A 25,046-nucleotide genomic window follows, 5' to 3' on the forward strand; every position below is an offset into this window, starting at 1 on the left:
CAGCGCCGTGCAATCCATCAGGCAAAGGGAGAGCTCTTCATGCATCGCTTCATTATCGTCGGCGGCGGGGCGGGCGGTCTCGAACTCGCGACGCGTCTCGGTGACCGCTTCGGTTCGGGCGAAGGCAAGGCCGACGCCAAAACGGACGCCAAAGCGCCGCGCGCGCAGATCACGCTCGTGGACCGCAATCCGACGCACATCTGGAAGCCGCTCTTGCACGAAGTCGCGGCGGGCAGCATGGACCCGTTCACGCAGGAACTGGAATACGCGGCGCAGGCGCTGTGGCACGGCTTCGAGTTTCAGCAGGGCGAGATGATCGGCCTGAACCGCGCGGCAAGGCGCATCACGATAGGCGCGCTGCGCGACGACGAAGCCGGCGAACTGTTGCCCCAGCGCGAACTGGAATACGACACGCTCGTGATCGCGATCGGCAGCACGACGCATTTCTTCGGCGTCGAGGGCGCGCAGCAGTATTCGATTGCGCTCGATACGGTCGGTCAGGCGGAGCTTTTTCGCAAACGGCTGATCGCCGCGTGCATGCGCGCCGAGCACGTCGTGCCCGAACTGGCCGTCGAAGGGGCGGCGCAGGAGCCGGTCGTCGTGGAAGCCGCGCCGCGCATTCAGATCGCGATCGTCGGCGCGGGCGCGACGGGCGTCGAACTGTCGGCGGAACTGCGCAACACCGCGCAAGTGCTGTCGGCGTACGGCTTGCACAAGCTGGATCCGAAGAACGACATCGGCATCCTGCTGATCGAAGCGGGGCCGCGCATTCTGCCGGCGTTGCAGGAGCGCGTGTCGACCGCCACGGCGGAACTGCTCACGAAGCTCGGCGTGAAGCTGATGACGGGCGAGACCGTCGCGCAGGTCTCGCGCGACTCGATCCGCACGGCGAGCGGCAAGATCATTCGCGCGGACCTGACGGTGTGGGCGGCCGGCATCAAGGCGCCCGCGGTCCTGTCGCAACTCGACGGCCTGCCGACCAATCGCCTCGGTCAGTTGATCGTGCGCCGCACGCTGCAAACCGAGATCGATGACAACGTCTTTGCGCTCGGCGATTGCGCGGCCTGTCCGTGGCCCGGCAACGAGCGCAACGTGCCGCCGCGCGCGCAGGCGGCGCATCAGCAGGCGAGCTTTCTGTTCAAGGCGTTCGCGCGGCGCATGGACGGCAAGCCGCTGCCCGAATACACCTATCGCGATTTCGGCTCGCTCGTTTCGCTCGGGCATTACAGCGCGGTCGGCAATCTGATGGGCGGGCTGATCGGCGGAAACATGCTGATCGAAGGGCTCTTCGCGCGCTTCATGTACATGTCGCTGTACCGGCTGCACGTCGCGGCGCTGCATGGCTACGCGCGCATGGTGCTCGATACCTTCGCGCACTGGCTGCGCCGGTCCACCGCGCCGCGTGTGAAGCTGCACTGACCGCTTAAGCGCTTGCGGAACAAAGCTGTTTAGAATGAGCGGCACGCGCGCTGTCGTGCGCGCCCGGGCGATGCGGCTTGCCGCCCGTGTCTGGTCGTGTAGCGCCGTGCTGAGACGTTCCAGCGCGGTTTCCGGTTCAGTGCCATCGGTGCGGCTGTGGCTCGACGACGAGCGAGCCGCATCGGCGGCGCGTTGGCGGCGCTTGCCGCAGGAGCTTCGTATGCTGAGTCCCGAAGTCGACAGCCTCATCCCGCGCGTTCCGTTCGATCGACGCACCTTCATCAAGGCCGCTTTCGGCACCGGCTTCGCGGCCGCCGTGCTGCCCGTCTCCGCGCAGACCATTCATACCGATGCCGACGGCCTCGAAGCCGGCGCGATCGGCGTGCGCGGCGCGGACGGGACGCTGATTCCGGCGTATCGCGCGCAGCCGCTCGGCAAGACGCATCTGCCGGTCATCATCGTGATCCACGAGATTTTCGGCGTGCACGAGCATATCGCCGATGTCTGCCGCCGCTTCGCGAAGCTCGGCTATCTGGCCATCGCGCCGGATCTTTATACGCGGCAAGGCGATGCGTCGGTGTATCCGTCGATTCAGCAACTCAACGATCAGATCGTCTCCAAGGTGCCGGATTCGCAGGTGCTCTCCGATATCGACGAGACGGTCAAATGGGCCGGCGAGCACGGCGGCGATCTCAAGCGGCTCGGCATTACCGGCTTCTGCTGGGGCGGGCGCATCACGTGGCTGTACGCGGAGCACAATCCGCGCGTGAAGGCGGCGGTCGCGTGGTACGGGCGCCTCGCCGGCAACAAGACGGCGAATTCGCCAAGCAATCCGATTGACAACGCTGGCGAACTCATGGTGCCCGTACTCGGCCTATATGGACGGCAGGACCCGAGCATCCCGCAGGACACCATCGAGCAGATGAAACAGGCCATCGCGAACGGCCCGCCGAGCGCGCGCGGCTCGCAGTTCGTGGTCTACGACGACGCGCCGCACGCGTTTTTCGCGGATTATCGTCCGAGCTACCGCAAGGCCGACGCGGAAGACGGCTGGAAGCGCGCGCTCGCGTGGTTCCGCGAGCACGGCGTCAAGTAAGACGGATCAGGGATTCGCGCCGGTCGCGACGGGGCGGCCCGGATCGGCGCTCCATTCGCTCCACGAGCCGGGATAGAGCGCGGCGCCGTGCAGCCCCGCGATTTCCATCGCGAGCGCGTTATGACACGCCGTCACGCCCGATCCGCATTGCAGCACCACGCGATCCGCGGGCGTCTCGCCGATGAGCGAGGCGAAGGTTTCGCGCAGTTCGTGTGCCGTCTTGAAGCGGCCTTCCTGCGTCAGATTGTTCTTGAAGAAGTGATTCAGCGCGCCGGGAATGTGGCCGCCGACCGGATCGATCGTTTCGTTCTCGCCGCGATACCGGTCGGCGGCGCGCGCATCGATCAGCAGATGATCGCGCGTGCCGATACTGCGTTCGATCGCTCGCGCATCCACGGTCACTTGCAGCGGCTGGCCAGCCTTGAACGTGCCCTGCGTCTTCGGCGGCACGGCGGTGTCGAGCGGCTTGCCCGCGGCCTCCCACGCCTGCAGGCCGCCATCGAGCAAGGCGACGGAATCGTGCCCGAGCCAGCGCAGCAGCCACCACAGACGCGCGGCGTACATGCCGCCTTGCGCGTCGTAAGCGACGACTTGCTGGCCTTCGTTCAAGCCGAAGCTCGCGAGCTTCTCGACGAGCGCCGCGCGCTCCGGCAACGGATGCCGGCCGTTCGTGCCGGTTTTCGCGCCGGACAGGTCGCGGTCGAGATGCAGGTAATGCGCGCCGGGAATGTGGCCGGCGGCGTAGGCCGTTTCTCCGGCTTCCGGCGCGGCCAGATCGAAGCGGCAGTCGAAGACGAGCACGCTGCCGGGCGCGTCGGCGAGCCATTGGGCGAGATTGGCCGCTGAAATGAGCGTGGTGTAGTGAGTGTGCGGCATGGCGGCTCCTGATATCTTCGGCACGGACTTCGAAGTGGATGAACGCCTAGTGTAAACAAGAAAACGGGCCCGAAAGCCCGTCTCTTGCGATGATGCGCTGCGCTCAAATGGTGCCGAGCTGATGCCGCAGGAACTCGTGGAAATGCTGCATGCCCGATTCCATCGGACTTTGATACGGCCCGACCTGGTTCTCGCCGCGCGACATGAGCGCGCGACGGCCCGCGTCCATGCGCTCGCCGATTTCATCGTCCTCGCGCGCCGTTTCCATGTACGCGGCGCGCTCGGCCTCGATGAACTCGCGCTCGAACAGCGCGATTTCCTCGGGGTAATAGAACTCGACGATGTTCGTCGTCTTCTGCGTGCCGCGCGGAATGAGCCACGACACGACGAGCACGTGCGGATACCACTCGATCATGAGACCGGGGTAGTACACCATCCAGATGGCGCCGAACTCCGGCGGCGCGCCGTTGCGAAAGCGCAGGACCTGGTCGTGCCACTTGCGATACGTCGGGCTGCCGGGCTTTTCCAGATTCTTGTGGACGCCCACCGTCTGCACGCTGTACCAGTCGCCGAATTCCCATTCGAGGTTGTCGCAGGACACGAAACTGCCGAGACCCGGATGGAAAGGCGCGACGTGGTAGTCCTCCAGATAGACCTCGATGAAGGTCTTCCAGTTGTAGTTGCACTCGTGCACTTCGACGTGATCGAACATGAAGCCCGAAAAATCGAAGTGACGCGCCGTGCCGAGTTTGGCGAGATCGGCCGCGACGTTGCGGCCCTCGGCCTCGAAGAGCAGGCCTTGCCAGTTCTGTAGCGGCGTGGCGCCGAGATTCAGGCACGGTTTGTCGGCGAAATGCGGCGCGCCGAGCAACTGGCCGCTCAGATCATAGGTCCAGCGATGCAGCGGACAGACGATGTTCTCCGCGCTGCCGCGCCCGTTCAGCATGATGGCCTGACGGTGACGGCACACGTTGGACAGCAGTTCGATGTTGTTCTGCTGATTGCGGACGAGCACGCGCCCTTCGCCTTCGCCGGGAAGCGCGAAATAGTTCCCCGCTTCGGGGACCATGAGTTCGTGCCCGATATAGCGTGGACCTTGCTTGAAAAGTACGTCGAGTTCGCGCGTGAGAAGCGCTTCGTCAAAGTAAGCCGTGACTGGCAGTTGACTATGAACAGCCTTCAACTGCAATGCATTGCTCAGATTGGACATTCCCACTCCCGATGAAGACGTGAAAGCAGTGAACAACCCAACCATCGAAGATTCGATTTAGGGAGCCCGCGATTATACCGAAATCCGCCTCGCCGGGGCGCATAAGGTCTTGTTTTGGGTATAAATTGTCGCGAGAGTTCCTACAAATGCTCATTTAGCTGATTTTGCGCAAGAGTCGTTCCGCGCGCATGTCGTCCGCATGCCGCGCGACGTGGCGTCGCCGTGCGCCGGGGTCGCCGTCGCGTCGCGCGCACGGGATGCGGGTCGAAAAATCGGCTTTTGCCGTAGAATGTGCGACTTGGTTCCAATTTTCACCGCACATCCACGATTCATGGCGAAGACCGCAGAAGACGCAACAAGCGAAGAAGCCCGCGCCGATGCGCCGGGCGCGGACAGCTCGCCGCTTCCGCAGAATTACGAAGCGGCCCTGGCCGAACTCGAATCGCTCGTCGCGCGCATGGAAGAGGGCGCGTTGAGCCTCGAAGAATCGCTTGCCGCGTACCGCCGAGGCGCGGCGCTTGTCGGCTTTTGCCAACAACAGCTCGAAAAAGTCGAGCAGCAGGTTCGCGTGCTCGACGGCGAGACGCTCAAGCCGCTGCCCGGCGACGCAGAACGCGCGACGAACGACAACGGGGACGACGATCTATGACCTTCGAACACTGGATGCGCGCCACGCTCGACCGCGTCGAAACCGCGCTCGAGCACTATCTTCCCGGCACCGATGTCGCGCCGGCGCGTCTGCATGAAGCCATGCGCTATGCCGTGCTCGGCGGCGGCAAGCGCGTGCGTCCGCTTTTGGTTCACGCGGCCGGCGAACTGACGGGCGCGAGCGCGCAGGCGGTCGAAGCCGCGAGCGCCGCGCTGGAGATGATCCACGTCTATTCGCTCGTGCACGACGACATGCCCGCAATGGACGACGACGCGCTGCGTCGCGGCAAGCCCACGGTACACATTCAATATGACGAAGCGACGGCGCTGCTCGTCGGCGACGCGCTTCAGTCGCAGGCGTTCATCGCGCTGACGGCCGAAGGCAATGGTCTGTCGGACCGCCAGCAGGCCGCGCTCGTGCGCGAACTGGCGGTCGCGAGCGGCTCCGTCGGCATGGCGGGCGGGCAGGCCATCGACCTCGAAAGCGTCGGGCGCAAGCTGTCGCGGCCCGAACTCGAAACCATGCATCGCAAGAAGACGGGCGCGTTGCTGCGCGCGTCGGTGCGCATGGGCGCGCTTGCAGGCGACGAGCCGGGCGCGGACGTGCTCGCCGCGCTCGATCAATACGCCGCTGCGGTCGGGCTCGCGTTCCAAGTCGTCGACGACATTCTCGACGTCACGGCCGATTCCGCGACGCTCGGCAAGACCGCCGGCAAAGACGCGCAGCATGACAAGCCGACTTACGTGTCGATCATCGGACTCGACGCGTCGCGCGAACTCGCGGCGCAGCTCGGCCGCGACGCGCACGCCGCTATCCAGCCGTTCGGCGCTCGCGCGCAGCGCCTCGCCGAACTCGCCGACCTGGTCGTGAACCGGGCGCATTAATTGTTGAACGCGTGACGAAGCCCACGGCGCGAAACGTAGAAGTCACTCGCGCTGAACGAATCACGCCAGTTTTCCTAAAATGGGACGACGATGTACGACTTGCTGAAAACCATCGACGATCCGGCCGATTTGCGTGCCCTCGATCGACGCCAACTGCAGCCGCTTGCCGACGAACTGCGGGCCTACGTGCTCGACAGCGTGTCGCAGACGGGTGGCCATCTGTCGTCCAACCTCGGCACGGTCGAGCTGACGATCGCGCTGCATTATGTGTTCGATACGCCGAACGACCGTATCGTCTGGGACGTCGGCCATCAGACGTATCCTCACAAGATTCTGACCGGACGCCGCGACCGGATGCCGACGCTGCGTCAGCTCAACGGTATTTCGGGCTTTCCGCGCCGTAGCGAATCCGAGTACGACACGTTCGGCACGGCGCATTCGAGCACGTCGATTTCGGCGGCGCTCGGCATGGCCATCGCGAACAAGCTGCAGGGCGACAATCGCTATTCCATCGCCGTGATCGGCGACGGCGCGATGACCGCGGGCATGGCGTTCGAGGCGATGAACAACGCGGGCGTCGCCGACGATCTGCCGCTGCTCGTCATCCTCAACGACAACGACATGTCGATCTCGCCGCCTGTCGGCGCGCTGAATCGCCATCTCGCACGGCTGATGTCGGGCCGCTTCTATGCCGCCGCCCGCGCGGGCGTGGAGCGCGTGCTGCGCGCCGCGCCGCCGGTGCTCGACCTCGCCCGCAAGCTCGAAGAGCACGCGAAAGGCATGATCGTGCCGGCCACGCTCTTCGAAGAGTTCGGCTTCAACTACATCGGCCCGATCGACGGCCACGATCTCGATTCGCTCATTCCGACGCTGCAAAACATCAAGGAACTGCGCGGTCCGCAATTCCTGCACGTCGTCACGAAGAAGGGCCAAGGCTACAAGCTCGCGGAAGCCGATCCCGTGCTGTATCACGGCCCCGGCAAGTTCAACCCGGCCGAAGGCATCAAGCCCTCGACCGCGCCGTCGAAAAAGACCTACACGCAGGTCTTCGGCGAATGGCTCTGCGACGCCGCCGCGCAGGATTCGCGCGTGGTCGGCATCACGCCGGCGATGCGCGAAGGATCGGGCATGGTCGAGTTCGAGAAGCGTTTCCCGGACCGTTACTTCGACGTCGGCATCGCGGAGCAGCACGCCGTCACGTTCGCGGGCGGTCTGGCCGCGGACGGCATGAAGCCGGTCGTCGCCATTTACTCGACGTTCCTGCAGCGCGCGTACGACCAGTTAATCCACGACGTCGCGTTGCAGAATCTGCCGGTCGTATTTGCAATCGACCGCGCGGGTCTGGTGGGCGCCGACGGCGCGACGCACGCGGGCAATTATGATCTCGCGTTCCTGCGCTGCATCCCGAACATGACGGTGATGGCCGCATCCGACGAAAACGAATGCCGCCAGATGCTCTACACGGCGCTCCAGCAGCCGAACCCGACGGCCGTGCGCTATCCGCGCGGCGCGGGCACGGGCGTCGCCACCGTCAAGCAGATGACGGCGATTCCGCTCGGCAAGGGCGAAATCCGCCGTCAGTCGTCGCAGAAGATGGGTTCCGGCAAGCGCATCGCGATTCTCGCGTTCGGCACGATGGTGGCGCCGTCGCTGGCCGCCGCCGAGGAGCTCGACGCGACCGTGGCGAACATGCGTTTCGTGAAGCCCGTCGACGCCGACCTGCTGCGCGAACTGGCTGCAACGCACGACGCGCTGGTGACCGTCGAGGAAGGCACGATCATGGGCGGCGCGGGTTCCGCGTGCGTCGAGGCGCTTTTGGCAAGCGGCGTCGTGAAGCCGGTGCTGCAACTCGGCCTGCCGGACGTGTTCATCGACCACGGCGATCCCGCCAAGCTGCTCGCGAGCGTCGGGCTGGATGCGGCCGGCATCGCGCACTCCATCCGCGAGCGTTTCCTGTCCGCAGTCGAAGCGGCGGGCAAGCTGACCAAGCGCGTCGCCTGACGCGCAATCGGCCACGGGCGCTCGGGGCGCGCCGTTCATCGGCAATGGCCGCAGTGTGTTTGCATACGGCGCGGGCTTCGTCCCGCGCCGTATGCGTTTCACCGTTTAGCGCCACGCGCGTGAAGCGTCGGCGCAAATAGGACATAAAAACATGAATCAGATGAATCCCGCCTTCGTGATGCCGGACGTCCAAAGCACGCCCGACACCCGTCAGATCGCGATTCAGCGCGTCGGCGTGAAAGGCGTGCGGCATCCGTTGTCGGTGCGCACGGAAAGCGGCGTTCAGCCGAGCGTCGGCGTATGGAATCTCGACGTGCATTTGCCGGCCGAACAGAAGGGCACGCACATGTCGCGCTTTGTCGCGCTGCTGGAAGAACATCGCGAGCCGCTCGATCAGGCTGCGCTCTGCGCCATGCTCGCGTCGATGCTCGCGAAACTCGAAGCGCATTCGGGCCGTATCGAAGTGACGCTGCCGTACTTCGTGATGAAAACCGCGCCGGTGTCCGGCGTGCAGAGCCTGCTCGATTACGAGGCGACATTCATCGCCGAGAAGCGCGACGGCCAAACGCGTCTGACGCTCAAAGTGCTCGTGCCGGTCACGAGCCTGTGCCCGTGCTCGAAGAGGATCTCGCAGCACGGCGCGCACAATCAGCGGTCGCACGTGACCATCACCGCGGAACTGGCGGGCGAGGTCGCGGTGGAAGAACTGGTGCGCATTGCGGAAGAAGAGGCGTCGTGCGAGCTGTGGGGGCTGCTCAAGCGCCCCGACGAGAAGTTCGTGACCGAGCGCGCGTATGAGAATCCCAAGTTCGTCGAAGACCTCGTGCGCGATATCGCGACGCGGCTGAACGCGGACGAGCGCATCGTCGCCTACGTGCTCGAAGCGGAGAACTTCGAGTCGATCCACAATCACAGCGCGTATGCGGTGATCGAGCGCGACAAACGCTGATTGCGCGAGGTGGTCGAGTTGAGCGAAAGCCGGTCCGAGCGACCGGCTTTTTTCATGCGCACCTGGCGCGTGCTGGCGTCCGGCTCGCCGCCGTTGTCTCCGGAACGCGCCCGCCCGTAGAATGCTCTCCCGACCTTCAACAGCATACGGAGGGCATCTTGATCCTGATCGGCCAGTACGATTCTCCGTACGTGCGGCGCGTCGCCATCGCGCTGACGCTGTACGACATGGCGTTCGAGCATCGCCCGTGGTCAGTGTTCGGCGACGCCGACAAGATCGCGCCGTTCAATCCGCTGATTCGCGTGCCGACGCTCGTGCTCGATTCGGGCGACGTGCTGATCGAAAGCGCGATGATTCTCGATTATCTCGACGAGCAGGCGGGCCCGGCACGCGCGCTGATCGCATCAGCGGGCGCAGCGCGGCGAGAAGCGCTGAAGGTGTGCGCGCTTGCCGCGGGCCTTGCCGACAAAGCCGTCGCGCTCGTCTATGAGCGTGTGCTGCACAAGGAAAAATCGCAGGCGTGGGTGGATCGCTGCACGGGGCAGGTCGAGCGCGTGCTGGACGTGCTCGAAGCCGACCGCGCCGCGCGCCCGACGCCGTACTGGTTCGGCGATTCGATCGGTCATGCGGACATCGCCGTGGCATGCGCGCTGCGCTTTGCGCGCGAAGCGCATCCGCAGCTTTTCGCGCAAACGCGCTGGCCGTCGCTGATGGGTCACGCGGATCGCTGCGAGACGCTGCCTGTGTTCGCAGCCATCATGCAGCCGTTCAATCCGCCGAAATAGGCAGTCAGGCGCGCGCGAGCGCGGTGAGATCCCAGCGCGGCTTTACCGTGAACGCGTAGTCGCGCACGGCCTGCTCCGGCCAGCGCGCGAGCCGCAGCGCGCCCGCCAGCGCGATCATCGCGCCGTTGTCGGTGCAGAGCGACAAGTCCGGATAGTGAACGTCGAAGCGCCGCTTCTTCGCCGCCGCCGACAACGCCTCGCGCAACTGCCGGTTCGCGCCAACGCCGCCCGCCACGACCAGCCGCTTGAGACCGGTCTTCTTCAGCGCCGCCAGCGATTTCGCGACGAGGACATCGACGGCGGCATCGACGAAACCGCGCGCCAAATCCGCCTTCGCCTGCTCGCAGACATTGCCGCCGGATGCGTCGAGCTTGCGGCTGTGCGTCAGCACGGCGGTTTTAAGGCCGCTGAAGCTGAAGTCGAGATCGCCGGAGTGCAGCATCGGGCGCGGCAGCGCGACGGCGCCCGGCGTGCCGAATTCGGCCAGGCGCGAGACTTCCGGCCCGCCCGGATAGCCGAGCCCGAGCAGTTTCGCGGTCTTGTCGAACGCTTCGCCGGCGGCATCGTCGAGCGTTTCGCCGAGCGTCTCGTAGGCGCCCACGTCGGTCACGCGCATCAGTTGCGTATGGCCGCCCGACACCAGCAGCGCGACGAACGGAAACGGCGGCGGCGAATCGACCAAAAGCGGCGAGAGCAGATGCCCCTCGAGATGGTGAATGCCGACAGTCGGTTTGTCCCACGCCATCGCGAGCGCATTGGCGATGCTCGCGCCGACCAGCAGCGCGCCCGCGAGCCCCGGCCCTTGCGTGAAGGCGATTGCGTCGATGCTCTGGCGTTCGACGCGCGCCTCGTTCATCACCTGTTCGAGCAGCGGCAGCGCGCGGCGAATGTGATCGCGCGACGCGAGTTCCGGCACGACGCCGCCGTACTCGCGATGCATGGCGATCTGCGAGTGAAGGGCGTGCGAAAGCAGGCCGCGCTCGGTGTCGTAGAGCGCGAGGCCGGTTTCGTCGCAGGAACTTTCGATGCCGAGAACGAGCATGTGGGTGAGATCCATTGGGTGCATCAAAGCGAACCGAAAAGTATAGCAGCGGCCCGCACGGCGCGTTTCCCGGCGGCAGTTACAATGCGCGGCATGGAATCCTTCGATATCGCCGTTATCGGCGCGGGCGCGGCCGGCATGATGTGCGCGGCCGTCGCGGCTCAGACGGGCCGGCGCGTCGTGCTGATCGACCACGCCGAGCGTCTCGCCGAGAAAATCCGCATCTCCGGCGGTGGGCGCTGCAACTTCACGAACGTCAACGCGCAGCCGGCCAATTTCCTGTCCGCGAATCCGCATTTCTGCCGTTCGGCGCTCGCCCGCTACACGCCGCGCGATTTCCTCGCGCTGCTGAAGCAGTATCGCGTGAAGTGGCACGAGAAGCACAAGGGTCAGCTTTTCTGCGACGACTCCAGCGAGACGATCATCGACGTCTTGCGCAGCGAGTGCGACGCGGGAGGCGTCGCGTGGCGGCGTCCGGTGAGCGTGCACGCGATCCGTCACGACGGCGCGCGCTTCGCGCTCGATACGACCGCCGGCGCGATCGGCGCGGCTGCGCTCGTGATCGCGACGGGCGGGCTGTCGATTCCGAAGATCGGCGCGACGGACTTCGGCTACCGCATCGCGAAGCAGTTCGGCCACAAGCTCGTCGATACGCGGCCCGCGCTGGTGCCGCTCACGTTCACGTCCGCCGACTGGGCGCCGTTCGCCGCGCTGTCGGGGCTTTCGCTGCCGGTGCGCATCAGCACGGGAAGCGGCAAGACGCGCGGCGAGTTCGACGAAGACCTGCTGCTCACGCATCGCGGGCTCTCGGGTCCGGGCGTGCTGCAAATTTCGAGCTACTGGAATCCGTCCGAGCCGATTCGCGTCGATCTGCTGCCTGAACTCGACGCCACCGAAACGCTTCTGGAAGCGAAAGCCGGATCGCGCAAGCAGATCGGCAACTTTCTCGCCGAATACGTGCCCGCGCGCCTCGCGCATGCGTGGCTCGACGCGCAGCGCGTGCCGGTCGATGCGCGCCTCGCCGATCTCCCCGACCGCACGCTTAAAGGCATCGGCGCGTCGCTGTCCGGCTGGACGCTCACGCCGAGCGGCACCGAGGGCTACCGCAAGGCGGAAGTCACGCGCGGCGGCGTCGATACGCGCGAGCTTTCGTCGGCCACGATGATGAGCGAACGCGTGCCCGGCCTCTTCTTCGTCGGCGAGGCGGTGGACGTCACCGGCTGGCTCGGCGGCTACAACTTCCAGTGGGCGTGGGCGTCCGGCGTGGCGGCGGGAAAGGCGGCGTCGGAGTACGCGCACGGCGCTGCGAAGGTCGCCTGAGCCGTCCTCGCGGCAGGTGTTTCACCGGTCTCGGATCGCAAACCCGTTTGCTATACTCGGACGGTCATCGAAGGAGTTCGCGCGCCTTTTGCCGCGCTTCTTCGCTCTGGCTGACGCGACCCGCGGCGCGCATCGCTGCAAGCTCCAGAAGGCCCGCTTACAGTCCCGCTTGAGGAACGTCTCCAAGCGGGCTTTTGCTTTCGCAGCGCAGGAAGTCAGCCGAAATTCTTTTTGCATTTGCACCGGGTGAAAGATGAGCCTCAAGGACCAGATCAACGACGACATGAAGACGGCCATGCGCGCGCGCGAAACCGAGCGCCTCGGCACCATTCGCCTGCTGCTCGCAGCCATCAAGCAGCGCGAAGTCGATGATCGCGTGACCCTCGACGACGCGGGCGTGACCGCCGTCATCGACAAGATGATCAAGCAGCGCAAGGATTCGGTGAGCCAGTTCCAGGCCGCGGGCCGCGACGATCTCGTCGCGAAGGAAAACGCCGAACTCGCCGTGCTCGCCGCGTACATGCCCGAGCAGCTTTCCGCCGATGCCATCGCCGCCGAAGTGCAGGCCGCCGTCGCCGCGACGGGCGCGGCCGGTCCGCAGGACATGGGCAAGGTCATGGGCGTGCTCAAGCCGAAGCTCGCGGGCAAGGCGGACATGACCGCCGTTTCCGCGCAGGTGAAAGCGGCGCTCGCGAAGTAACCGACCCCGCGCTCGCATCCGGTGATTCCTCACGCATTTCTGCAGGATTTGCTCAACCGCGTCGATATCGTCGACGTGGTGGGCCGCTACGTCCAGTTGAAGAAGGGCGGCGCGAACTTCATGGGCCTGTGCCCGTTTCACAACGAGAAGAGCCCTTCGTTCACCGTGAGTCCGACGAAGCAGTTCTATCACTGCTTCGGCTGTGGCGCGCACGGCACGGCCATCGGCTTTCTGATGGAGCATACGGGGCTCACGTTCCCCGAAGCCGTCAAGGATCTTGCGCAAGGCGCGGGATTGACGGTGCCGCAGGAGCCGTCGAATTCGTTCCGTGGCGGCGGTTATGGCAGCGAAAGCGCGCCGAGCAAGGCGGTGAGCGTCGCGCTCACGGAAGTCATGCAGACCGCCTGCGATTTCTACAGGAAGCAGTTGCGCGCGGCGCCGAACGCCATCGCGTATCTCAAGAAGCGTGGGCTGACCGGCGAAATCGCGGCGCGCTTCGGCCTCGGCTACGCGCCGGACGGCTGGCAGAATCTGGAAGCCGCGTTTCCCGATTACCGCAACGACAATCTCGTCGAAGCGGGCCTCGTGATCGTCAGCGAGAAGACCGACGCGCAAGGCCAGCCGCGCCGCTACGACCGCTTCCGCGAACGCGTGATGTTCCCCATCCGCAACGTGAAGGGCAACGTCATCGGCTTCGGCGGGCGCGTGCTGGACGGCGGCGAGCCGAAGTATTTGAATTCGCCCGAAACGCCGCTATTTAGCAAGGGCAGCGAGCTTTACGGCCTGTTCGAAGCGCGTCTCGCGATCCGGGAATTGGGGTACGCGCTCGTCGTCGAAGGGTATATGGATGTTGTCGCGCTCGCGCAGCTCGGTTTCGCGAACGCGGTCGCCACGTTGGGCACGGCCTGCACGCCCGTCCATGTGCAAAAGCTCTTTCGCCAGACCGACACCGTGGTGTTCAGCTTCGACGGCGATTCGGCCGGCCGACGCGCCGCACGTCGCGCGCTCGAAGCGGCGCTGCCCCACGCGGCGGACAACCGGACCATCAAGTTTCTCTTTCTGCCGAAAGAGCATGACCCGGACAGCTACGTGCGCGAGTTCGGCACGGACGGCTTCGGCGAGCAGGTCGACCGCGCCATGCCGTTGTCGCAGTTCCTGCTGAAAGAAGTGCTGAACGACAAGGAGCTGGAGCAGCCCGAAGGCCGCGCGAAGGCGCTCTTCGACGCGAAGCCGCTCCTGCAGGCGCTTCCGGCCAACGCGCTGCGGGTGCAGATCCTGCATATGCTGGCAGACCGGCTCGCGACGCCGTTCACGGAAATTGCGGCGCTTTGCGATATCGATTCCCGGGCGGCGGCCGTCGCCCGCGCGTCGGTGCCGAAGAGCGAGCGGCGTCGCGTGACGGGCCAGGAGCAGCGGGCGCTGCGCAATCTGGTGATGTATCCGGGCATCGCGGCATCGCTCGACGAAGAGAGCGAACGCACGCTCGTGACCATGACCGAGCACGGCGAGTTGTTCAGCGAAGTACTCGGGCATGTGCGCGAACTGGGCGGCGCGGCGGAATTTCAGATGTTGTCGGACGTTTTGAGAAATGCAGCAAATGCGCCGACCTACGAGGATATCTTCCAGGAAATTCTCGCCTATGATGAAAACGTTCGGGATTTGCTGCTACGCGACCCGTCCGATGAAGACGCCGCGCAACGCGTCGACGAGCAGAAGCGCTTGTTGACGGAAGAGTTGCTCGCGACCGTCGTCAAGCTGCGGCACGACAGCTATCGCGCGCGGCTCGATCAACTGGCGCGGCAAGCGAGCCTCTCGGCAGAGGAGGTGGCGGAGTTTTCGGATCTGTCGGCGAAAGTCGCGCAGATCAAGGCGGGACGGGCCGCAAGCCCGGATCGCGAAAAGTGAACTGCTATAATAAAAAGTTGAAAATTCGTTGCTTTTTTTCAACGATTTGTACGATTTCGCTGGCTTAGGCAGTCTGAGCGGCGAGACGTACGGAAGCTTTGAGGGAATCTGCGAGAGTTGCAAGGGCGCTGGCTGAATCGGCTGTCGCGGCGCGCGAAAGCGGCGTTTGCCTCGAGCGGGGCGCGACACACAAAACAGGCGGATAAGCACGCCGACGAACAGACGGGCGCAAGGGAAGCGGCTGCTATTGCGGGTAGGAGCGATTCGCGTTCGAGCGCATCGCGCGAACCGCGGTAGCGCCCCGGGCAGGGCACGCAGCCAAGGCAGGGCGAGGCACGTGCGCATTGGGTATTCACGGTTCCATCGGTTGCCGTCCGGCAGCCGCGAGTCGAGACTAGAGCCTGTATGGCGAACTCCATGACGAAAAAGCTGAACGATGTACCCGTCGAAGACGACGCACCGCAAACTGCAGAGCCGGCCGCCGCACCCGCGGCGAAGGTCGAAAAGGCCAAGGCACGCGACCGCCGCGCCAAGGAGAAGGCGCTTCTGAAAGACGCGTTCGCGTCGAGCGCGCCCGGCACGGTCGAAGAGCTGGAAGAGCGCCGTTCGAAACTGCGCGCGCTCATCAAGCTCGGCAAGGAGCGCGGGTTCCTCACGTACGCCGAAATCAACGATCACCTTCCGGACAACTTCACGGAAACCGAGGCGATCGAAGGCATCATCAGCACGTTCAACGACATGGGCGTGGCGGTGTACGAGCAGGCGCCCGACGCCGAGACGCTGCTTCTCAACGACAACGCGCCGAACGCCTCGGCCGACGATGAAGTCGAGGAAGAAGCCGAAGTCGCGCTCTCCACGGTCGATTCCGAATTTGGCCGCACGACCGACCCCGTGCGCATGTACATGCGCGAGATGGGCACGGTCGAGCTACTGACGCGCGAAGGCGAAATCGAGATCGCGAAGCGCATCGAGGACGGCCTCAAGCACATGGTCATGGCGATTTCCGCCTGCCCGACGACCATCGCCGACATTCTCGCGATGGCCGAGCGCGTGCAGAACGAGGAAACGCGCGTCGACGAACTCGTCGATGGCCTGATCGATCCGAACGCGGAAGACACCGACGGCTTCTCCGAACAGGAAGCCGAGGCGATCGAATCCGAGGACGAGGAAGCCGACGAGGAAAGCGACGAAGAAGAGGACGACGATGACGGCGCCGCGCAGGCGAGCGCCAACGCCGCCCAACTGGAAGCGCTGAAGCGCCAGTCGCTCGAAAAGTTCTCGCTGATCAGCGAGTGGTTCGACAAGATGCGCCGCGCGTACGAGAAGGAAGGCTACAAGTCGAAGGCATACCTGAAGGCGCAGGAAGCCATTCAGACCGAACTCATGTCGATCCGCTTCACGGCGCGCACCGTCGAGCGCCTGTGCGACACGCTGCGCGCGCAGGTCGATGAAGTGCGCCAGGTCGAGCGTCAGATCCTGCATACGGTCGTCGACAAGTGCGGCATGCCGCGCGCCGAGTTCATCGCCCGCTTTCCGGGCAATGAGACGGACCTCGACTGGGCCGACAAGGTCGTCGCGGAAGGGCACGACTACAGCGCGGTGCTCGAGCGCAATATCCCGGCGATTCGAGAGCAGCAGCAGCGTCTGCTGGACTTGCAGGCGCGCGTGGTGTTGCCGCTGAAGGACCTGAAGGAAACCAACCGCCAGATGGCGGCGGGCGAACTGAAGGCGCGTCAGGCGAAGCGCGAAATGACGGAGGCCAATCTACGTCTCGTGATTTCCATCGCGAAGAAATACACGAACCGCGGACTGCAATTCCTCGATCTGATTCAGGAAGGCAATATCGGCCTGATGAAGGCGGTGGACAAGTTCGAATATCGTCGCGGCTACAAGTTTTCGACTTACGCGACGTGGTGGATTCGCCAGGCCATTACGCGGTCGATTGCGGATCAGGCGCGCACCATTCGTATTCCGGTTCACATGATCGAGACGATCAACAAGATGAACCGTATTTCCCGGCAGATCTTGCAGGAGACGGGCCTGGAACCGGATCCGGCGACGCTGGCCGAGAAGATGGAAATGCCCGAGGACAAGATCCGCAAGATCATGAAGATCGCGAAGGAGCCGATCTCTATGGAAACGCCGATCGGCGACGACGACGACTCGCACCTCGGCGATTTCATCGAGGATACGAACACGGTGGCGCCTTCGGACGCTGCGCTGCATGCGAGCATGCGGGACGTGGTGAAGGACGTGCTGGACTCGCTGACGCCGCGTGAGGCGAAGGTGCTGCGGATGCGCTTCGGCATCGAGATGAGCACGGATCACACGCTGGAGGAAGTGGGCAAGCAATTCGACGTGACGCGTGAGCGCATTCGCCAGATCGAGGCGAAGGCGCTGCGCAAGCTGCGTCACCCGAGCCGGTCGGACAAGTTGAAGTCGTTCCTCGAGGGCAATTGATGCGCGTGTCGGGCTTGTATTGAGAGGCGTTGTCAGGCAAACTCGCAGACCTTCGAGAGTCGCCTTTGGCATCCTTCTGAAGCATCAGAAAGCGCCGCACGGCGCTTTCTTTTTGCCCTCCGTTTTCGAGAGGGGCCGGAAGCTTAACTGGTATAAGCTGTCGACTCATAATCGACCGACAGTGGGTTCGAGTCCCACCCGGCCCACCAGCCTTCACTTCACATATCAAAGGCTTAGCGGGGTTTTGGTGCCCGGCGGTTGGCTTCAGAGACACTCTGAGGACGATTCGGGGACGCTGGTGGGTCGTGGCCCGCCCGGGCCGGTAGCCGTCGCCTGCCCAGCCGGCGTTTGCTCCGCGTCGCGGTCCGTTCTTCCCCAAATGATCGACGCATTGTGGCCGCCCCCGACCGTTGATTGCAACTGACAGCAGCCGACGATGAGCGTTTGCTAGCACGACGCGGCGTGTATCGCGTGTGCGGAGAGAGAGGCGCGAGTGGCGTGCCGAACCGAGCTGCTGGGACAATCCGTCCGGATGGGCTACGGCGTTGCTCGTCGCAAGCTACACTTGAGATGCAATCGGCATTGTGGCCGTGCTCTTGTTTTCCATAGGACTAGCTTCGCATACGTGCGCAGGAACATCTCGACTGTGTGGCCGAGCTGGCGCGCGCAGAACGCGGGCGTCATGCCGGCCATCAACATGCTGGTGGCATAGGAGTGGCGCATGTTATACGGGCGGCGGTAACGGATGCCGAGGCGTGTCAGGATGCGTGACCAGTACACGCGGGTGAACGCCTCCTCGCTATGCCACGGCTTGCTCGTGCGCGGGTCTTGGAACACGCGCCCGCCGGCCACCTGCGTGAAGGCACGCTGGCGCTGTAGGGCGGCGTACGCGCGGCGATTCAGGCGCACGAGGCGCGCCTCGGCCGTCTTCGTGCGGTTCTTCTCCTCACCGGCCACTAACACCCGTTCGATTGCGATCGCGTTGTCCTTGAAATCCACGAAGCGCCATTCCAGCCCGTTGATCTCCGACGTGCGCAGCCCCGACCAGAACCACAGTTCGATGTAGTTGTGGATCGAGCGGCAGGCTACCCATCTTGCGCCCTCGGTTGTCGCAGGACGCGCGACACCAGAACTCGACGGCCGCGTCGTAGCCGATGCGGGTGGAGGTTTCAATGCGCGTCATGTCGAGCCACTGTGTGAGCCAGGCTTCGACGGTGGGCGCGGCGCTCGCGTGCTCCTGCAAAAAAGTTCGCAGTCGCAAGGTATCACTCTTTCGCGTGGGAGCGTGGGCGTACGTCCTCCCATGAGTTCATGAACTGGGCTCGAGCACCATCAGCCAATATACGCCAACGAACGCAATGAACGCCGGCACGCTTCGCCAGAAGCAGGCTCGACCGTATTCCCAGTATTGCTGGGTCAGTGCTTGAGAATCGCTATCGGCAATTCGCGCGAGATCGCGCATGCGTATCTGCAGCCACACGACCGGAAGCCAGCAAGAGTTCCCGCGATCACGTGTAGACAAATCGCGTCGAAAATCCATCCACTAAGCAATGCATAGCCGGCGCAATGGACGAGGCCGAGGCCAGTGAGTGGCTGAACGACGATGGCGGGAGTGGAAAAAATCCAGGTCGGCAAGTACCGTGCGCTCCGTCACGATACGAATCGCTCGCACGTCTCCGCTGCGGTCGGTGATCCATTTTAAGAATGCGATGCCGCTTCCAGTGCCGAAGAGCACGGTCGAACTGAGGACATGGATCCATTTGAGAAAGAGATAGTTACTCACGCTGGCACCTCATGGAGGGCGAGATCCTGCACCTCGGCGAGATGTTTGTCGACCGTCAGCAAGCCAATACACGGCATGGCACCGCGAGGCAGTTTGTCCCCGCGCGCGAGTCGCTTCGCGAGAGCGATAGCGGCGCCACAGGGAATATGCGGACCATGAATTCTTGCCGCCGCAGATGCCAGTCGAGCTTCAGCGGCTTGCCCTCGACGTCCACGCCTTCGAGCGAGACGAACATGGCGCCTTTGTCGCTGATGAGCGGTTCGAGCCAGCGACTTATCGCGTGCAGCGGCTTCGCGAGCGGCACGACGGTGGGCATCAGACCGACGCGCACCAGTTGCGCAGCCAGCCATACGACGAGACGCGCTGGCGCGCTTGCGAAGTCAGTATGAAAAGCCACGGTGCGCACGTCGGGATACCGACGGGGAAACAGGACGGGATCAGGTAAGGCGCAACTGCTGAGTAAGCGATTGTCTACAGGTCCGGGAAGCGGCTAACGACGCAGATCGACCCACCCGTGGGTCGGATTCCAGCGTCCCTCTACGAGCCGCAGGAATGGTCGGCCGCAATAGCCGAATACGCCTCGCATCGTCGCGAGTCCAGGTGATCTGGGCAGGCGAATGCCTTCCATCTGCGCGAGCGCTGTGCAGATGCGTTCGCCAAGAAGCGCCATAGCCACCAATTACCACGACGGTATGCATTCGATGTGGATCAAGAAGAGCCTTTTGGCACGTCGCCAACGCGGATAACCGTTGTCCAGAGCCGTTGACGGCATGTTCGCGCACGTCATCGTCAGACGCCGCCGTGTGCGAGCGGCTAGAGCGTAGCTGCAAGCGTTTGCTTCAGTTGCGCTCACGAGTCGAACATCGAAGACCTTGCAATAACGCGATTGACGCCGCGCGGGCACTCGCACATGACGATATCGCCGTCCACTACGCCTCGCGTTCCCGAGAAACCCCAGTTCGTGGCCGTTCCCGAAATCGGTCCGTTCTTCTTGCAGCGAGGACACGACGCGAGCCCCATGTGCCGCGCAACGGGTATTCCGTTATCGCGCATGGATTCGTCGCCGTCTAGCACGCGGCCGCCGGTCGTCGTGAGATTGCCTTTCAGCGCTATCATTTTGGTCATGTAGATGCTCTTTTCGGTTGTTACCTTAAGGTACTGGACTTCCGTACGGAATACGTCCGGAAACGTGAACCGCAGCACCGTCATCCACAGGGCTTAAGCGGGCGCGTCGGCTATGCCAGACAACGTCCGTCGATGCAGCACAACGGACATCTGCTCAACCACGCAAGAAATGCTTCATTCGTCGTCGATCGAGAATGCGTCGAAGGTTGGCGAACGCCATCGACTCGCACGCTGAATCCACATAAGGCTGTAGCCTCGCGAGAAGCGTCTGCTGATGCGCTCATAACTGCTCCGGCGCCTGCTGCAGCATCCTTAAGCGAGTCCTCCCATCCGGCGTGAAATCCGTCCCAAAGCGCACCAGCCCTTCGCGCCGCAGATGACACGCCATCGTGAAGCTCAGCAACATGCCCGGCTCCGGTTTGTTGATCTCGATATCGATCGATCTCAACCGCGGCTCGTATTCGAGCAGCGTGGCTTCGATCTCCGTTTTCAACTTGTGCGCAGAGGCGGGTATGCTTCTCGTAGTCGGGGACCTTGATGTCGAGCATCTTCGGACGCACAGCGACGACCTTCACGTTGTCGAGCTTCGTGTTGAAGTACTCCTTTTCCTTGCCGGCGTCGTCGATCTTGTACCACTTGATCTCCGCCGACTTCAGCGTCTGGCCGCTCGTCACTGCCTTGTACAGATACGGCGTCGATGCGTCGGTCTCCTTGATCAGGGTGATCGGTGCGTGCACGCGCGTGCCCGTGAGCTTGCCGGTGTTGCCGTCGGTCGGAATATGCAGGCTGTGATCGAACGCCGTGATTTCGATGCTGCCTTCACGGCCCTGCACGGTCACCGAACCCTTGATGTCCGCGCCACCATCGTCTTTGAGCCACATGTATGACGGAATTGCCATTTCTTACTCCCTTCTTCTTACTGCGACAACTGCCCGGATCTCTAACCGGGCTTCAACATCCCGAAGCCTATGCTTCGGGGGCTAAAACTAATTCGCGGGGGCTCCGGCCTCTGCATGACGCGCGTCAGGGACTAGCGTGATCTCTACGCGGCGGTTCTTCGCACGCCCGGCTTCCGTGTCATTGCTCGCGATGGGGCGCGTATCCCCGTAGCCCTGGATCGCGAACTGCGTGGACGAGATGCCGGACGCTCCGATTAACCAGTCGCGCACGGCTACGGCTCGCGCGGTCGAGAGTTTCAGATTGCTGTCCGGATCGCCCACGTTATCGGTGTAGCCGGCGACGAGGATCCGCTTGTCCGGGTGCGCCTTGATCATCTCGAGCGCATCGACCATCACGCGCGTCGAGCCATCCTTGAGATGAGCCTTGCCACTGTTGAACAGCGACATGCTGTCGAGCGTGACGACCGACGGGGGCGGGGGAGGCGCGACGTAGCTCGCGATCGCCTGGTTGAGCGACGGGATGGTGCGTTCTGCCCGATAGAGGCCGAACGACAGACGCAGCGGGACACCGACTCGCGCATACCGGTCCAGTTCATCGCGATCGGCTACCAGCGTCTGCAGGGCATCACGGCGCGCGGCGTCGCGTGCAGCCGGAATGGTCGAATACCGGCCGAGATCCGCGCCAACGCGCGCGAGGAGCGTCTGGTTATTTAGGCCCGCAAAGAAACACGCGAATGCGGCCCCGCAGGCCAACAAGGCAAACCCATGTAGGAAAGCGGCCAGTCGCGGCGACACCCATCGCCGTTGCTGGACGGCCGCGATGAGTGGCTGGGGCAGAGGCCATGGCGTGGGTGAAGCCGGGGCGGTGCTGCGCAGAACGCGAGTCTGAAGTTCGACTTCACGCGTCCAAGGATCGTTGGGCCCGCCTCCTGGACCGCAATCGATCCAGCCAGCGCCGAAGAGCGCCCACTCAGTGGCGGGCTGCGCACACGCATGCCGCTGGTGCTGGTCACCGGCGACGACCTGCCGGCGCTCTTCAACCGGGACGGCAGGGACCGCTTCGCGCATGTCGGCGACGGTGCGATATGGCTGCGAGCCGAGCGGCCACAGGACCTGCCGCACCTCGCGGTTGCCGTCAAGCAGTGGCGCGACGGCCGTGCTCCGGACGCTGTTGTGCTCTCGGTGGTGCCTGCCCGTTATACCGATGCCGATCTGCTGACGCAGTCGCTGCGCATGATACGTCAGGCTGTCGCGGACGCCGCGCGCATGCTTGGCTCCGGCCCATTGCCTGGGTATATCGCGATGTATCAAAGGCTCACGACTGAGCCGAGCGACCTCGCGACGCCAGCGTGGTACGGAGTATCGTCGTTGCAGCGGCTGACCGGCGCAGACGGCTTCGAGTCCGTCATCCGCGCGGCTGAAGGCGAGGTCGAGCAGACAGCGAACGCTAGCACCGCGGCCGCACGCGCGGCCGCCCTGGCGTCGATCGTCGGCTGGACTCAGCGAGTCGTGGTTCAAGTTCTCACGGACCGACAGCAGGCTGACTGGAATGTCCGCAGTCGCTTCGCCGAGCGCGGCCAGTACGACGGCGCTCTGGCTGCGTGCTCGCCGAAGGATTCGCGTGCGGTAGTAAATGAGCACTACGGCCGTCGCGATAACCACGCCGGTGAGCATCCAGGCCATGCTTGGACCCGGCTGCGCCACGAGCCAAGTGACGGCGAAAGCCAGCGCGCCGGCCAGCACGACCATCAAGCGGAACGGGTAGCCTAGACCTTGGTCCGGCGCGCGGTCAAAAACCGACGCCCGGCTGGGCCCTGAGCGCGAGTGCGGCAGATCGGCTTTCACGGACGGCTGACCTTTTCGGACTTGATGTGCGCAAGCTGAGCGAGCTGCGAATCGAGCGCCACATTCCAGGTGACCCAGACGGCTACGGCAGCGACGCAGGCGATGCCTGCAATAGCCCACGGCGACAGCCGGTAGAACAAGTCGGATAGGCGCCTTCCCGGGTGGTCCGCGATAAACGTCGGTTCGACAGCAGGCCGAAGCTTCTGCAGACGGCTATTGAGCGAGGCAACGAGTTCGGTGCGCTTGGCCGCCCCATCGCGGGCATAGCGCCCCATGAACCCGATGCCGAGGATCGCTGAATAGAATTCGAGCAGATCGACGTTCGGGGAGGAATCGCGCAGACGTGCCTCGAGACAGTCGATCACGCGCTCCCCCGCATCGTGCATCCGGAAGAACTCCACTTGCAGCGGCTCGAGTTCCCATCGCGAACGAGCTTCGTCGCCAAGTTCCCGTAGCGCGGTTTCATCGAGCAATCCGCAGTGCGCAATCATCGCTTCCTGTCGGACGTCCTCAGGGTGACCCCGGCGTGTGAGTGCCTCCGAGAAGTCGGTAATCAACTGCCGGCACCGCTCGCGCAATGCAGCGGCGTCCGTCACCGTTCCGTCGGCAGCGAGCGAAGTGACAAGCAACGCCGTGTCGCGCAGCAAATCACGAATACCGCTGCCGCTTCCGCTGACGTAGTCGGCGGAAGCGGCAGTGCTCATCAACGTCGCCTTATCATGTCTGAGGGTGAGATTGTTCATGAGCGCAGCACCGCATAGAGTTCGAGGGTGGCGTCCGGCACGGAAGCGGGGAGATAGATCTGACAGGCCCGCGCAGCAAGCATCTTCGCGTGTAGGGGACTGGTGGAATCGAGTGCGAAGTATTGATTGTCCAGCCGGACCGGAATGGCGCCGGGCACCCTTTGCACGGCCTTCAGAGGAATGCCCATCAACGCCGAATTGACGATGTGCTCGACGTCGTCGGGCGAGCCGATCTTGCACAGTCGGGGAAACCGTTCCACGAGTTCGAATACCGGCACTGGCGCATTGACCGACAGGTACCAGTCCGCAGTTCCTTCGACCAGGCGTTCGTCGAGGAATTGACCTGTCCAGGTCGTCGGCCCCTTGCGCGTGAGGCCGATCGACACCACCCGCGACGGAATGATGGCATCCAGCAGTTCCCGGATCATCGACTCGAGTTTTGCGAACACCTCGTCGGCCCGTGCGTGGTCATACAACGGAATATCGGACAGTTGCGCTGCGGTGGAAAACGTCATGAGCGCACTGGCGAGCTGCGCAAGCGTGGCATACAGGTGTTCGGGCGGTCGGGCCGGGTGCGAGGCGTAGAGTCGCAAATGCGGCCAGGCGGTGTGGATGCACTGAAGCAGCCAATAAAGCTGGACGTCCGCGACGCCATACTCGACGATCGCTTCGAGTCGCTCACTGCGACGCGAGCCGAGCGCCACGCTCTTGGCCATCAGGATGTCGGCCAGACGGTTGATTCGCTCAAGATGCAGCGGATGACTGCCGAGGGTCAGACACGGCGGCACGAACCGATGATCCACCTGAAACTGGCCGTTGCTTGCACGCGTGAGCCGTGCAATGGCGCATACGGTGTCATCCGCGTGGGGCTCGAAATCGAAGAGTAGCCGGATGGCGTGCCGTTCGGCCGCTATCTCGACTTCGCTGATTCCGTTCAGGTCCGTGACCTTCGTGAATTCGCGATAAGAACGTCTGGGACGGGCGAGCGAAGTTTCATCGAAGCGACAGTTGTTGCCATTGGCATCGAGAAGCGCGAGCGCGGCATACACCACAACGCTCTGTCGATCGACCGCAATCCCCTGGGCCAGATCCCGTGCACCGGGAAGCGCGTCGGCCACGGTCGTGTCGAACGGAGTGCCGTCCGGAAACCGCCCTTTGAGATGCGTCAACTTCAAGCGTCCCGTTGCGAGCGCTTCTTCGTCCACTTCTACCCGCAGGGTGCCCCACGGATCGGCAACAGCAGCGCTAACAATTTGCTGCAAGGCGAATTCGGTCCACCGGTCCTGTTGTTGGAAGTGCTGCTGCGAAAGGATGAGGCCGTCGTGCCAAAGAGGTTTGTGGATTCGCATGTATTC

The 25,046-nt window shown here is 63.9% G+C and carries 23 protein-coding genes, 1 tRNA gene and 2 pseudogenes; 12 read left to right on the top strand and 14 right to left on the bottom strand.

Annotated features, from left to right (window positions below; all coding sequences use genetic code 11):
* Nucleotides 1-39: 39 nt before the first annotated feature.
* Together NCR34_RS14680 and NCR34_RS14685 are read left to right on the top strand one after the other, a co-directional pair.
* Nucleotides 40-1,419: an NAD(P)/FAD-dependent oxidoreductase gene (locus tag NCR34_RS14680; RefSeq protein ID WP_250500245.1), complete on the top strand. Its 1,380-nt coding sequence runs from the start codon at nucleotides 40-42 to the stop codon at nucleotides 1,417-1,419.
* Nucleotides 1,420-1,639: 220 nt separating this feature from the next.
* On the top strand, nucleotides 1,640-2,515 hold the full coding sequence (locus NCR34_RS14685) for a dienelactone hydrolase family protein (RefSeq protein WP_250500246.1): 876 nt from the start codon (nucleotides 1,640-1,642) through the stop codon (nucleotides 2,513-2,515).
* A gap of 6 nt (nucleotides 2,516-2,521) precedes the next feature.
* Here the strand turns inward: NCR34_RS14685 and NCR34_RS14690 are convergent, their stop codons facing one another.
* Together NCR34_RS14690 and NCR34_RS14695 are read right to left on the bottom strand one after the other, a co-directional pair.
* Complete coding sequence (locus NCR34_RS14690) at nucleotides 2,522-3,391, bottom strand: sulfurtransferase (RefSeq protein WP_250500247.1); 870 nt, start codon at nucleotides 3,389-3,391, stop codon at nucleotides 2,522-2,524.
* A gap of 103 nt (nucleotides 3,392-3,494) precedes the next feature.
* Nucleotides 3,495-4,601: an aromatic ring-hydroxylating oxygenase subunit alpha gene (locus NCR34_RS14695; RefSeq protein WP_250500248.1), complete on the bottom strand. Its 1,107-nt coding sequence runs from the start codon at nucleotides 4,599-4,601 to the stop codon at nucleotides 3,495-3,497.
* A 331-nt stretch (nucleotides 4,602-4,932) separates the two neighbouring features.
* Here NCR34_RS14695 and NCR34_RS14700 point away from each other — a divergent pair, with 331 nt between their 5' ends.
* The 5 genes from NCR34_RS14700 to NCR34_RS14720 all read left to right on the top strand — a co-directional run bounded on the left by NCR34_RS14700 (nucleotide 4,933) and on the right by NCR34_RS14720 (nucleotide 9,869).
* Nucleotides 4,933-5,250, top strand: a complete 318-nt coding sequence (locus NCR34_RS14700) for an exodeoxyribonuclease VII small subunit (protein WP_250500249.1) — start codon at nucleotides 4,933-4,935, stop codon at nucleotides 5,248-5,250.
* Nucleotides 5,247-6,134: a polyprenyl synthetase family protein gene (locus NCR34_RS14705; protein WP_248323006.1), complete on the top strand. Its 888-nt coding sequence runs from the start codon at nucleotides 5,247-5,249 to the stop codon at nucleotides 6,132-6,134. The genes NCR34_RS14700 and NCR34_RS14705 overlap by 4 nt, the downstream gene beginning before the upstream one ends.
* 90 nt (nucleotides 6,135-6,224) lie before the next feature.
* Nucleotides 6,225-8,135, top strand: a complete 1,911-nt coding sequence (dxs, locus tag NCR34_RS14710; protein WP_250500250.1) for a 1-deoxy-D-xylulose-5-phosphate synthase — start codon at nucleotides 6,225-6,227, stop codon at nucleotides 8,133-8,135.
* Between the two features lie 151 nt (nucleotides 8,136-8,286).
* A complete protein-coding gene (gene folE2 / locus NCR34_RS14715; RefSeq protein WP_250500251.1) occupies nucleotides 8,287-9,084 on the top strand; it encodes a GTP cyclohydrolase FolE2 in 798 nt (265 codons plus the stop codon).
* Nucleotides 9,085-9,242: 158 nt separating this feature from the next.
* Complete coding sequence (locus NCR34_RS14720) at nucleotides 9,243-9,869, top strand: glutathione S-transferase family protein (RefSeq protein WP_250500252.1); 627 nt, start codon at nucleotides 9,243-9,245, stop codon at nucleotides 9,867-9,869.
* A 4-nt stretch (nucleotides 9,870-9,873) separates the two neighbouring features.
* On the opposite strand, the gene tsaD is transcribed toward NCR34_RS14720, so the two are convergent.
* On the bottom strand, nucleotides 9,874-10,911 hold the full coding sequence (gene tsaD / locus NCR34_RS14725; RefSeq protein WP_250500512.1) for a tRNA (adenosine(37)-N6)-threonylcarbamoyltransferase complex transferase subunit TsaD: 1,038 nt from the start codon (nucleotides 10,909-10,911) through the stop codon (nucleotides 9,874-9,876).
* Nucleotides 10,912-11,004: 93 nt separating this feature from the next.
* On the opposite strand from tsaD, the gene NCR34_RS14730 reads away from it, so the two are divergent.
* The 5 genes from NCR34_RS14730 (at nucleotide 11,005) to NCR34_RS14750 (ending at nucleotide 17,505) form a co-directional block, all read left to right on the top strand.
* Nucleotides 11,005-12,231 (top strand): BaiN/RdsA family NAD(P)/FAD-dependent oxidoreductase, encoded by a 1,227-nt coding sequence (locus tag NCR34_RS14730; protein WP_250500253.1) that lies wholly within the window; start codon nucleotides 11,005-11,007, stop codon nucleotides 12,229-12,231.
* A gap of 253 nt (nucleotides 12,232-12,484) precedes the next feature.
* Nucleotides 12,485-12,931, top strand: coding sequence for a GatB/YqeY domain-containing protein (locus NCR34_RS14735; RefSeq protein ID WP_159835794.1), 447 nt, complete (start codon nucleotides 12,485-12,487; stop codon nucleotides 12,929-12,931).
* 21 nt (nucleotides 12,932-12,952) lie between these two features.
* Nucleotides 12,953-14,836 (top strand): DNA primase, encoded by a 1,884-nt coding sequence (dnaG, locus tag NCR34_RS14740; protein WP_250500254.1) that lies wholly within the window; start codon nucleotides 12,953-12,955, stop codon nucleotides 14,834-14,836.
* Nucleotides 14,837-15,241: 405 nt separating this feature from the next.
* A complete protein-coding gene (rpoD, locus tag NCR34_RS14745) occupies nucleotides 15,242-17,296 on the top strand; it encodes an RNA polymerase sigma factor RpoD (protein ID WP_206469201.1) in 2,055 nt (684 codons plus the stop codon).
* A 132-nt stretch (nucleotides 17,297-17,428) separates the two neighbouring features.
* Nucleotides 17,429-17,505: transfer RNA gene (locus NCR34_RS14750), tRNA-Ile, on the top strand.
* Between the two features lie 328 nt (nucleotides 17,506-17,833).
* Here NCR34_RS14750 and NCR34_RS14755 read toward each other — a convergent pair.
* The 11 genes and pseudogenes from NCR34_RS14755 to tssK all read right to left on the bottom strand — a co-directional run bounded on the left by NCR34_RS14755 (nucleotide 17,834) and on the right by tssK (nucleotide 25,040).
* Nucleotides 17,834-18,469 carry a site-specific integrase gene (locus NCR34_RS14755; protein WP_250500255.1) on the bottom strand — a complete coding sequence of 212 codons (636 nt, stop codon included), beginning with the start codon at nucleotides 18,467-18,469 and terminating at the stop codon, nucleotides 17,834-17,836.
* Between the two features lie 136 nt (nucleotides 18,470-18,605).
* Nucleotides 18,606-18,776, bottom strand: coding sequence for a DUF2269 family protein (locus NCR34_RS28210; protein ID WP_350029432.1), 171 nt, complete (start codon nucleotides 18,774-18,776; stop codon nucleotides 18,606-18,608).
* Nucleotides 18,713-18,931: a DUF2269 family protein gene (locus NCR34_RS14760; protein WP_250500256.1), complete on the bottom strand. Its 219-nt coding sequence runs from the start codon at nucleotides 18,929-18,931 to the stop codon at nucleotides 18,713-18,715. The genes NCR34_RS28210 and NCR34_RS14760 overlap by 64 nt, the downstream gene beginning before the upstream one ends.
* Entirely contained in the window at nucleotides 18,840-19,079 is a 240-nt protein-coding gene (locus NCR34_RS28215; RefSeq protein WP_350029433.1) for a DUF2269 family protein, read from the bottom strand. Before NCR34_RS28215 ends, NCR34_RS14760 begins: the two co-directional genes overlap by 92 nt.
* Before the next feature lie 55 nt (nucleotides 19,080-19,134).
* Nucleotides 19,135-19,476 carry a hypothetical protein gene (locus tag NCR34_RS14765; protein WP_250500257.1) on the bottom strand — a complete coding sequence of 114 codons (342 nt, stop codon included), beginning with the start codon at nucleotides 19,474-19,476 and terminating at the stop codon, nucleotides 19,135-19,137.
* A gap of 452 nt (nucleotides 19,477-19,928) precedes the next feature.
* Nucleotides 19,929-20,204: a PAAR domain-containing protein gene (locus tag NCR34_RS14770; protein ID WP_250500258.1), complete on the bottom strand. Its 276-nt coding sequence runs from the start codon at nucleotides 20,202-20,204 to the stop codon at nucleotides 19,929-19,931.
* 280 nt (nucleotides 20,205-20,484) lie between these two features.
* A pseudogene (locus NCR34_RS14775) lies at nucleotides 20,485-20,724 on the bottom strand (GPW/gp25 family protein); the annotation flags it as partial.
* Nucleotides 20,708-21,103, bottom strand: a pseudogene (tssD, locus tag NCR34_RS14780) (type VI secretion system tube protein TssD); the annotation flags it as partial. The pseudogenes NCR34_RS14775 and tssD, both read right to left, overlap by 17 nt.
* Before the next feature lie 87 nt (nucleotides 21,104-21,190).
* Nucleotides 21,191-22,948, bottom strand: a complete 1,758-nt coding sequence (locus NCR34_RS14785; protein ID WP_502800079.1) for an OmpA family protein — start codon at nucleotides 22,946-22,948, stop codon at nucleotides 21,191-21,193.
* The gene (locus tag NCR34_RS14790) at nucleotides 22,945-23,691 is read right to left on the bottom strand and encodes a DotU family type IV/VI secretion system protein (RefSeq protein WP_250500259.1); all 747 of its coding nucleotides are present in this window, start codon (nucleotides 23,689-23,691) and stop codon (nucleotides 22,945-22,947) included. Before NCR34_RS14790 ends, NCR34_RS14785 begins: the two co-directional genes overlap by 4 nt.
* Nucleotides 23,688-25,040 carry a type VI secretion system baseplate subunit TssK gene (gene tssK / locus NCR34_RS14795; RefSeq protein WP_250500260.1) on the bottom strand — a complete coding sequence of 451 codons (1,353 nt, stop codon included), beginning with the start codon at nucleotides 25,038-25,040 and terminating at the stop codon, nucleotides 23,688-23,690. Before tssK ends, NCR34_RS14790 begins: the two co-directional genes overlap by 4 nt.
* Between the last annotated feature and the right edge of the window lie 6 nt (nucleotides 25,041-25,046).

The organism is Caballeronia sp. GAWG1-5s-s (assembly GCF_023631445.1).
Taxonomy (GTDB): domain Bacteria; phylum Pseudomonadota; class Gammaproteobacteria; order Burkholderiales; family Burkholderiaceae; genus Caballeronia.

Excerpts from the sequence above, each read along its gene's own strand:
- NCR34_RS14695 (WP_250500248.1), bottom strand. The coding sequence starts at position 4,601 with ATGTCCAATCTGAGCAATGCATTGCAGTTGAAGGCTGTTCATAGTCAA.
- NCR34_RS14730 (WP_250500253.1), top strand. The coding sequence starts at position 11,005 with ATGGAATCCTTCGATATCGCCGTTATCGGCGCGGGCGCGGCCGGCATG.
- tssK (WP_250500260.1), bottom strand. The coding sequence starts at position 25,040 with ATGCGAATCCACAAACCTCTTTGGCACGACGGCCTCATCCTTTCGCAG.
- NCR34_RS14790 (WP_250500259.1), bottom strand. The coding sequence starts at position 23,691 with ATGAACAATCTCACCCTCAGACATGATAAGGCGACGTTGATGAGCACT.
- NCR34_RS14705 (WP_248323006.1), top strand. The coding sequence starts at position 5,247 with ATGACCTTCGAACACTGGATGCGCGCCACGCTCGACCGCGTCGAAACC.
- NCR34_RS14690 (WP_250500247.1), bottom strand. The coding sequence starts at position 3,391 with ATGCCGCACACTCACTACACCACGCTCATTTCAGCGGCCAATCTCGCC.
- rpoD (WP_206469201.1), top strand. The coding sequence starts at position 15,242 with ATGGCGAACTCCATGACGAAAAAGCTGAACGATGTACCCGTCGAAGAC.
- NCR34_RS14735 (WP_159835794.1), top strand. The coding sequence starts at position 12,485 with ATGAGCCTCAAGGACCAGATCAACGACGACATGAAGACGGCCATGCGC.
- folE2 (WP_250500251.1), top strand. The coding sequence starts at position 8,287 with ATGAATCAGATGAATCCCGCCTTCGTGATGCCGGACGTCCAAAGCACG.
- dxs (WP_250500250.1), top strand. The coding sequence starts at position 6,225 with ATGTACGACTTGCTGAAAACCATCGACGATCCGGCCGATTTGCGTGCC.
- NCR34_RS14700 (WP_250500249.1), top strand. The coding sequence starts at position 4,933 with ATGGCGAAGACCGCAGAAGACGCAACAAGCGAAGAAGCCCGCGCCGAT.
- tsaD (WP_250500512.1), bottom strand. The coding sequence starts at position 10,911 with ATGCTCGTTCTCGGCATCGAAAGTTCCTGCGACGAAACCGGCCTCGCG.
- NCR34_RS14770 (WP_250500258.1), bottom strand. The coding sequence starts at position 20,204 with ATGACCAAAATGATAGCGCTGAAAGGCAATCTCACGACGACCGGCGGC.
- NCR34_RS14680 (WP_250500245.1), top strand. The coding sequence starts at position 40 with ATGCATCGCTTCATTATCGTCGGCGGCGGGGCGGGCGGTCTCGAACTC.
- NCR34_RS14685 (WP_250500246.1), top strand. The coding sequence starts at position 1,640 with ATGCTGAGTCCCGAAGTCGACAGCCTCATCCCGCGCGTTCCGTTCGAT.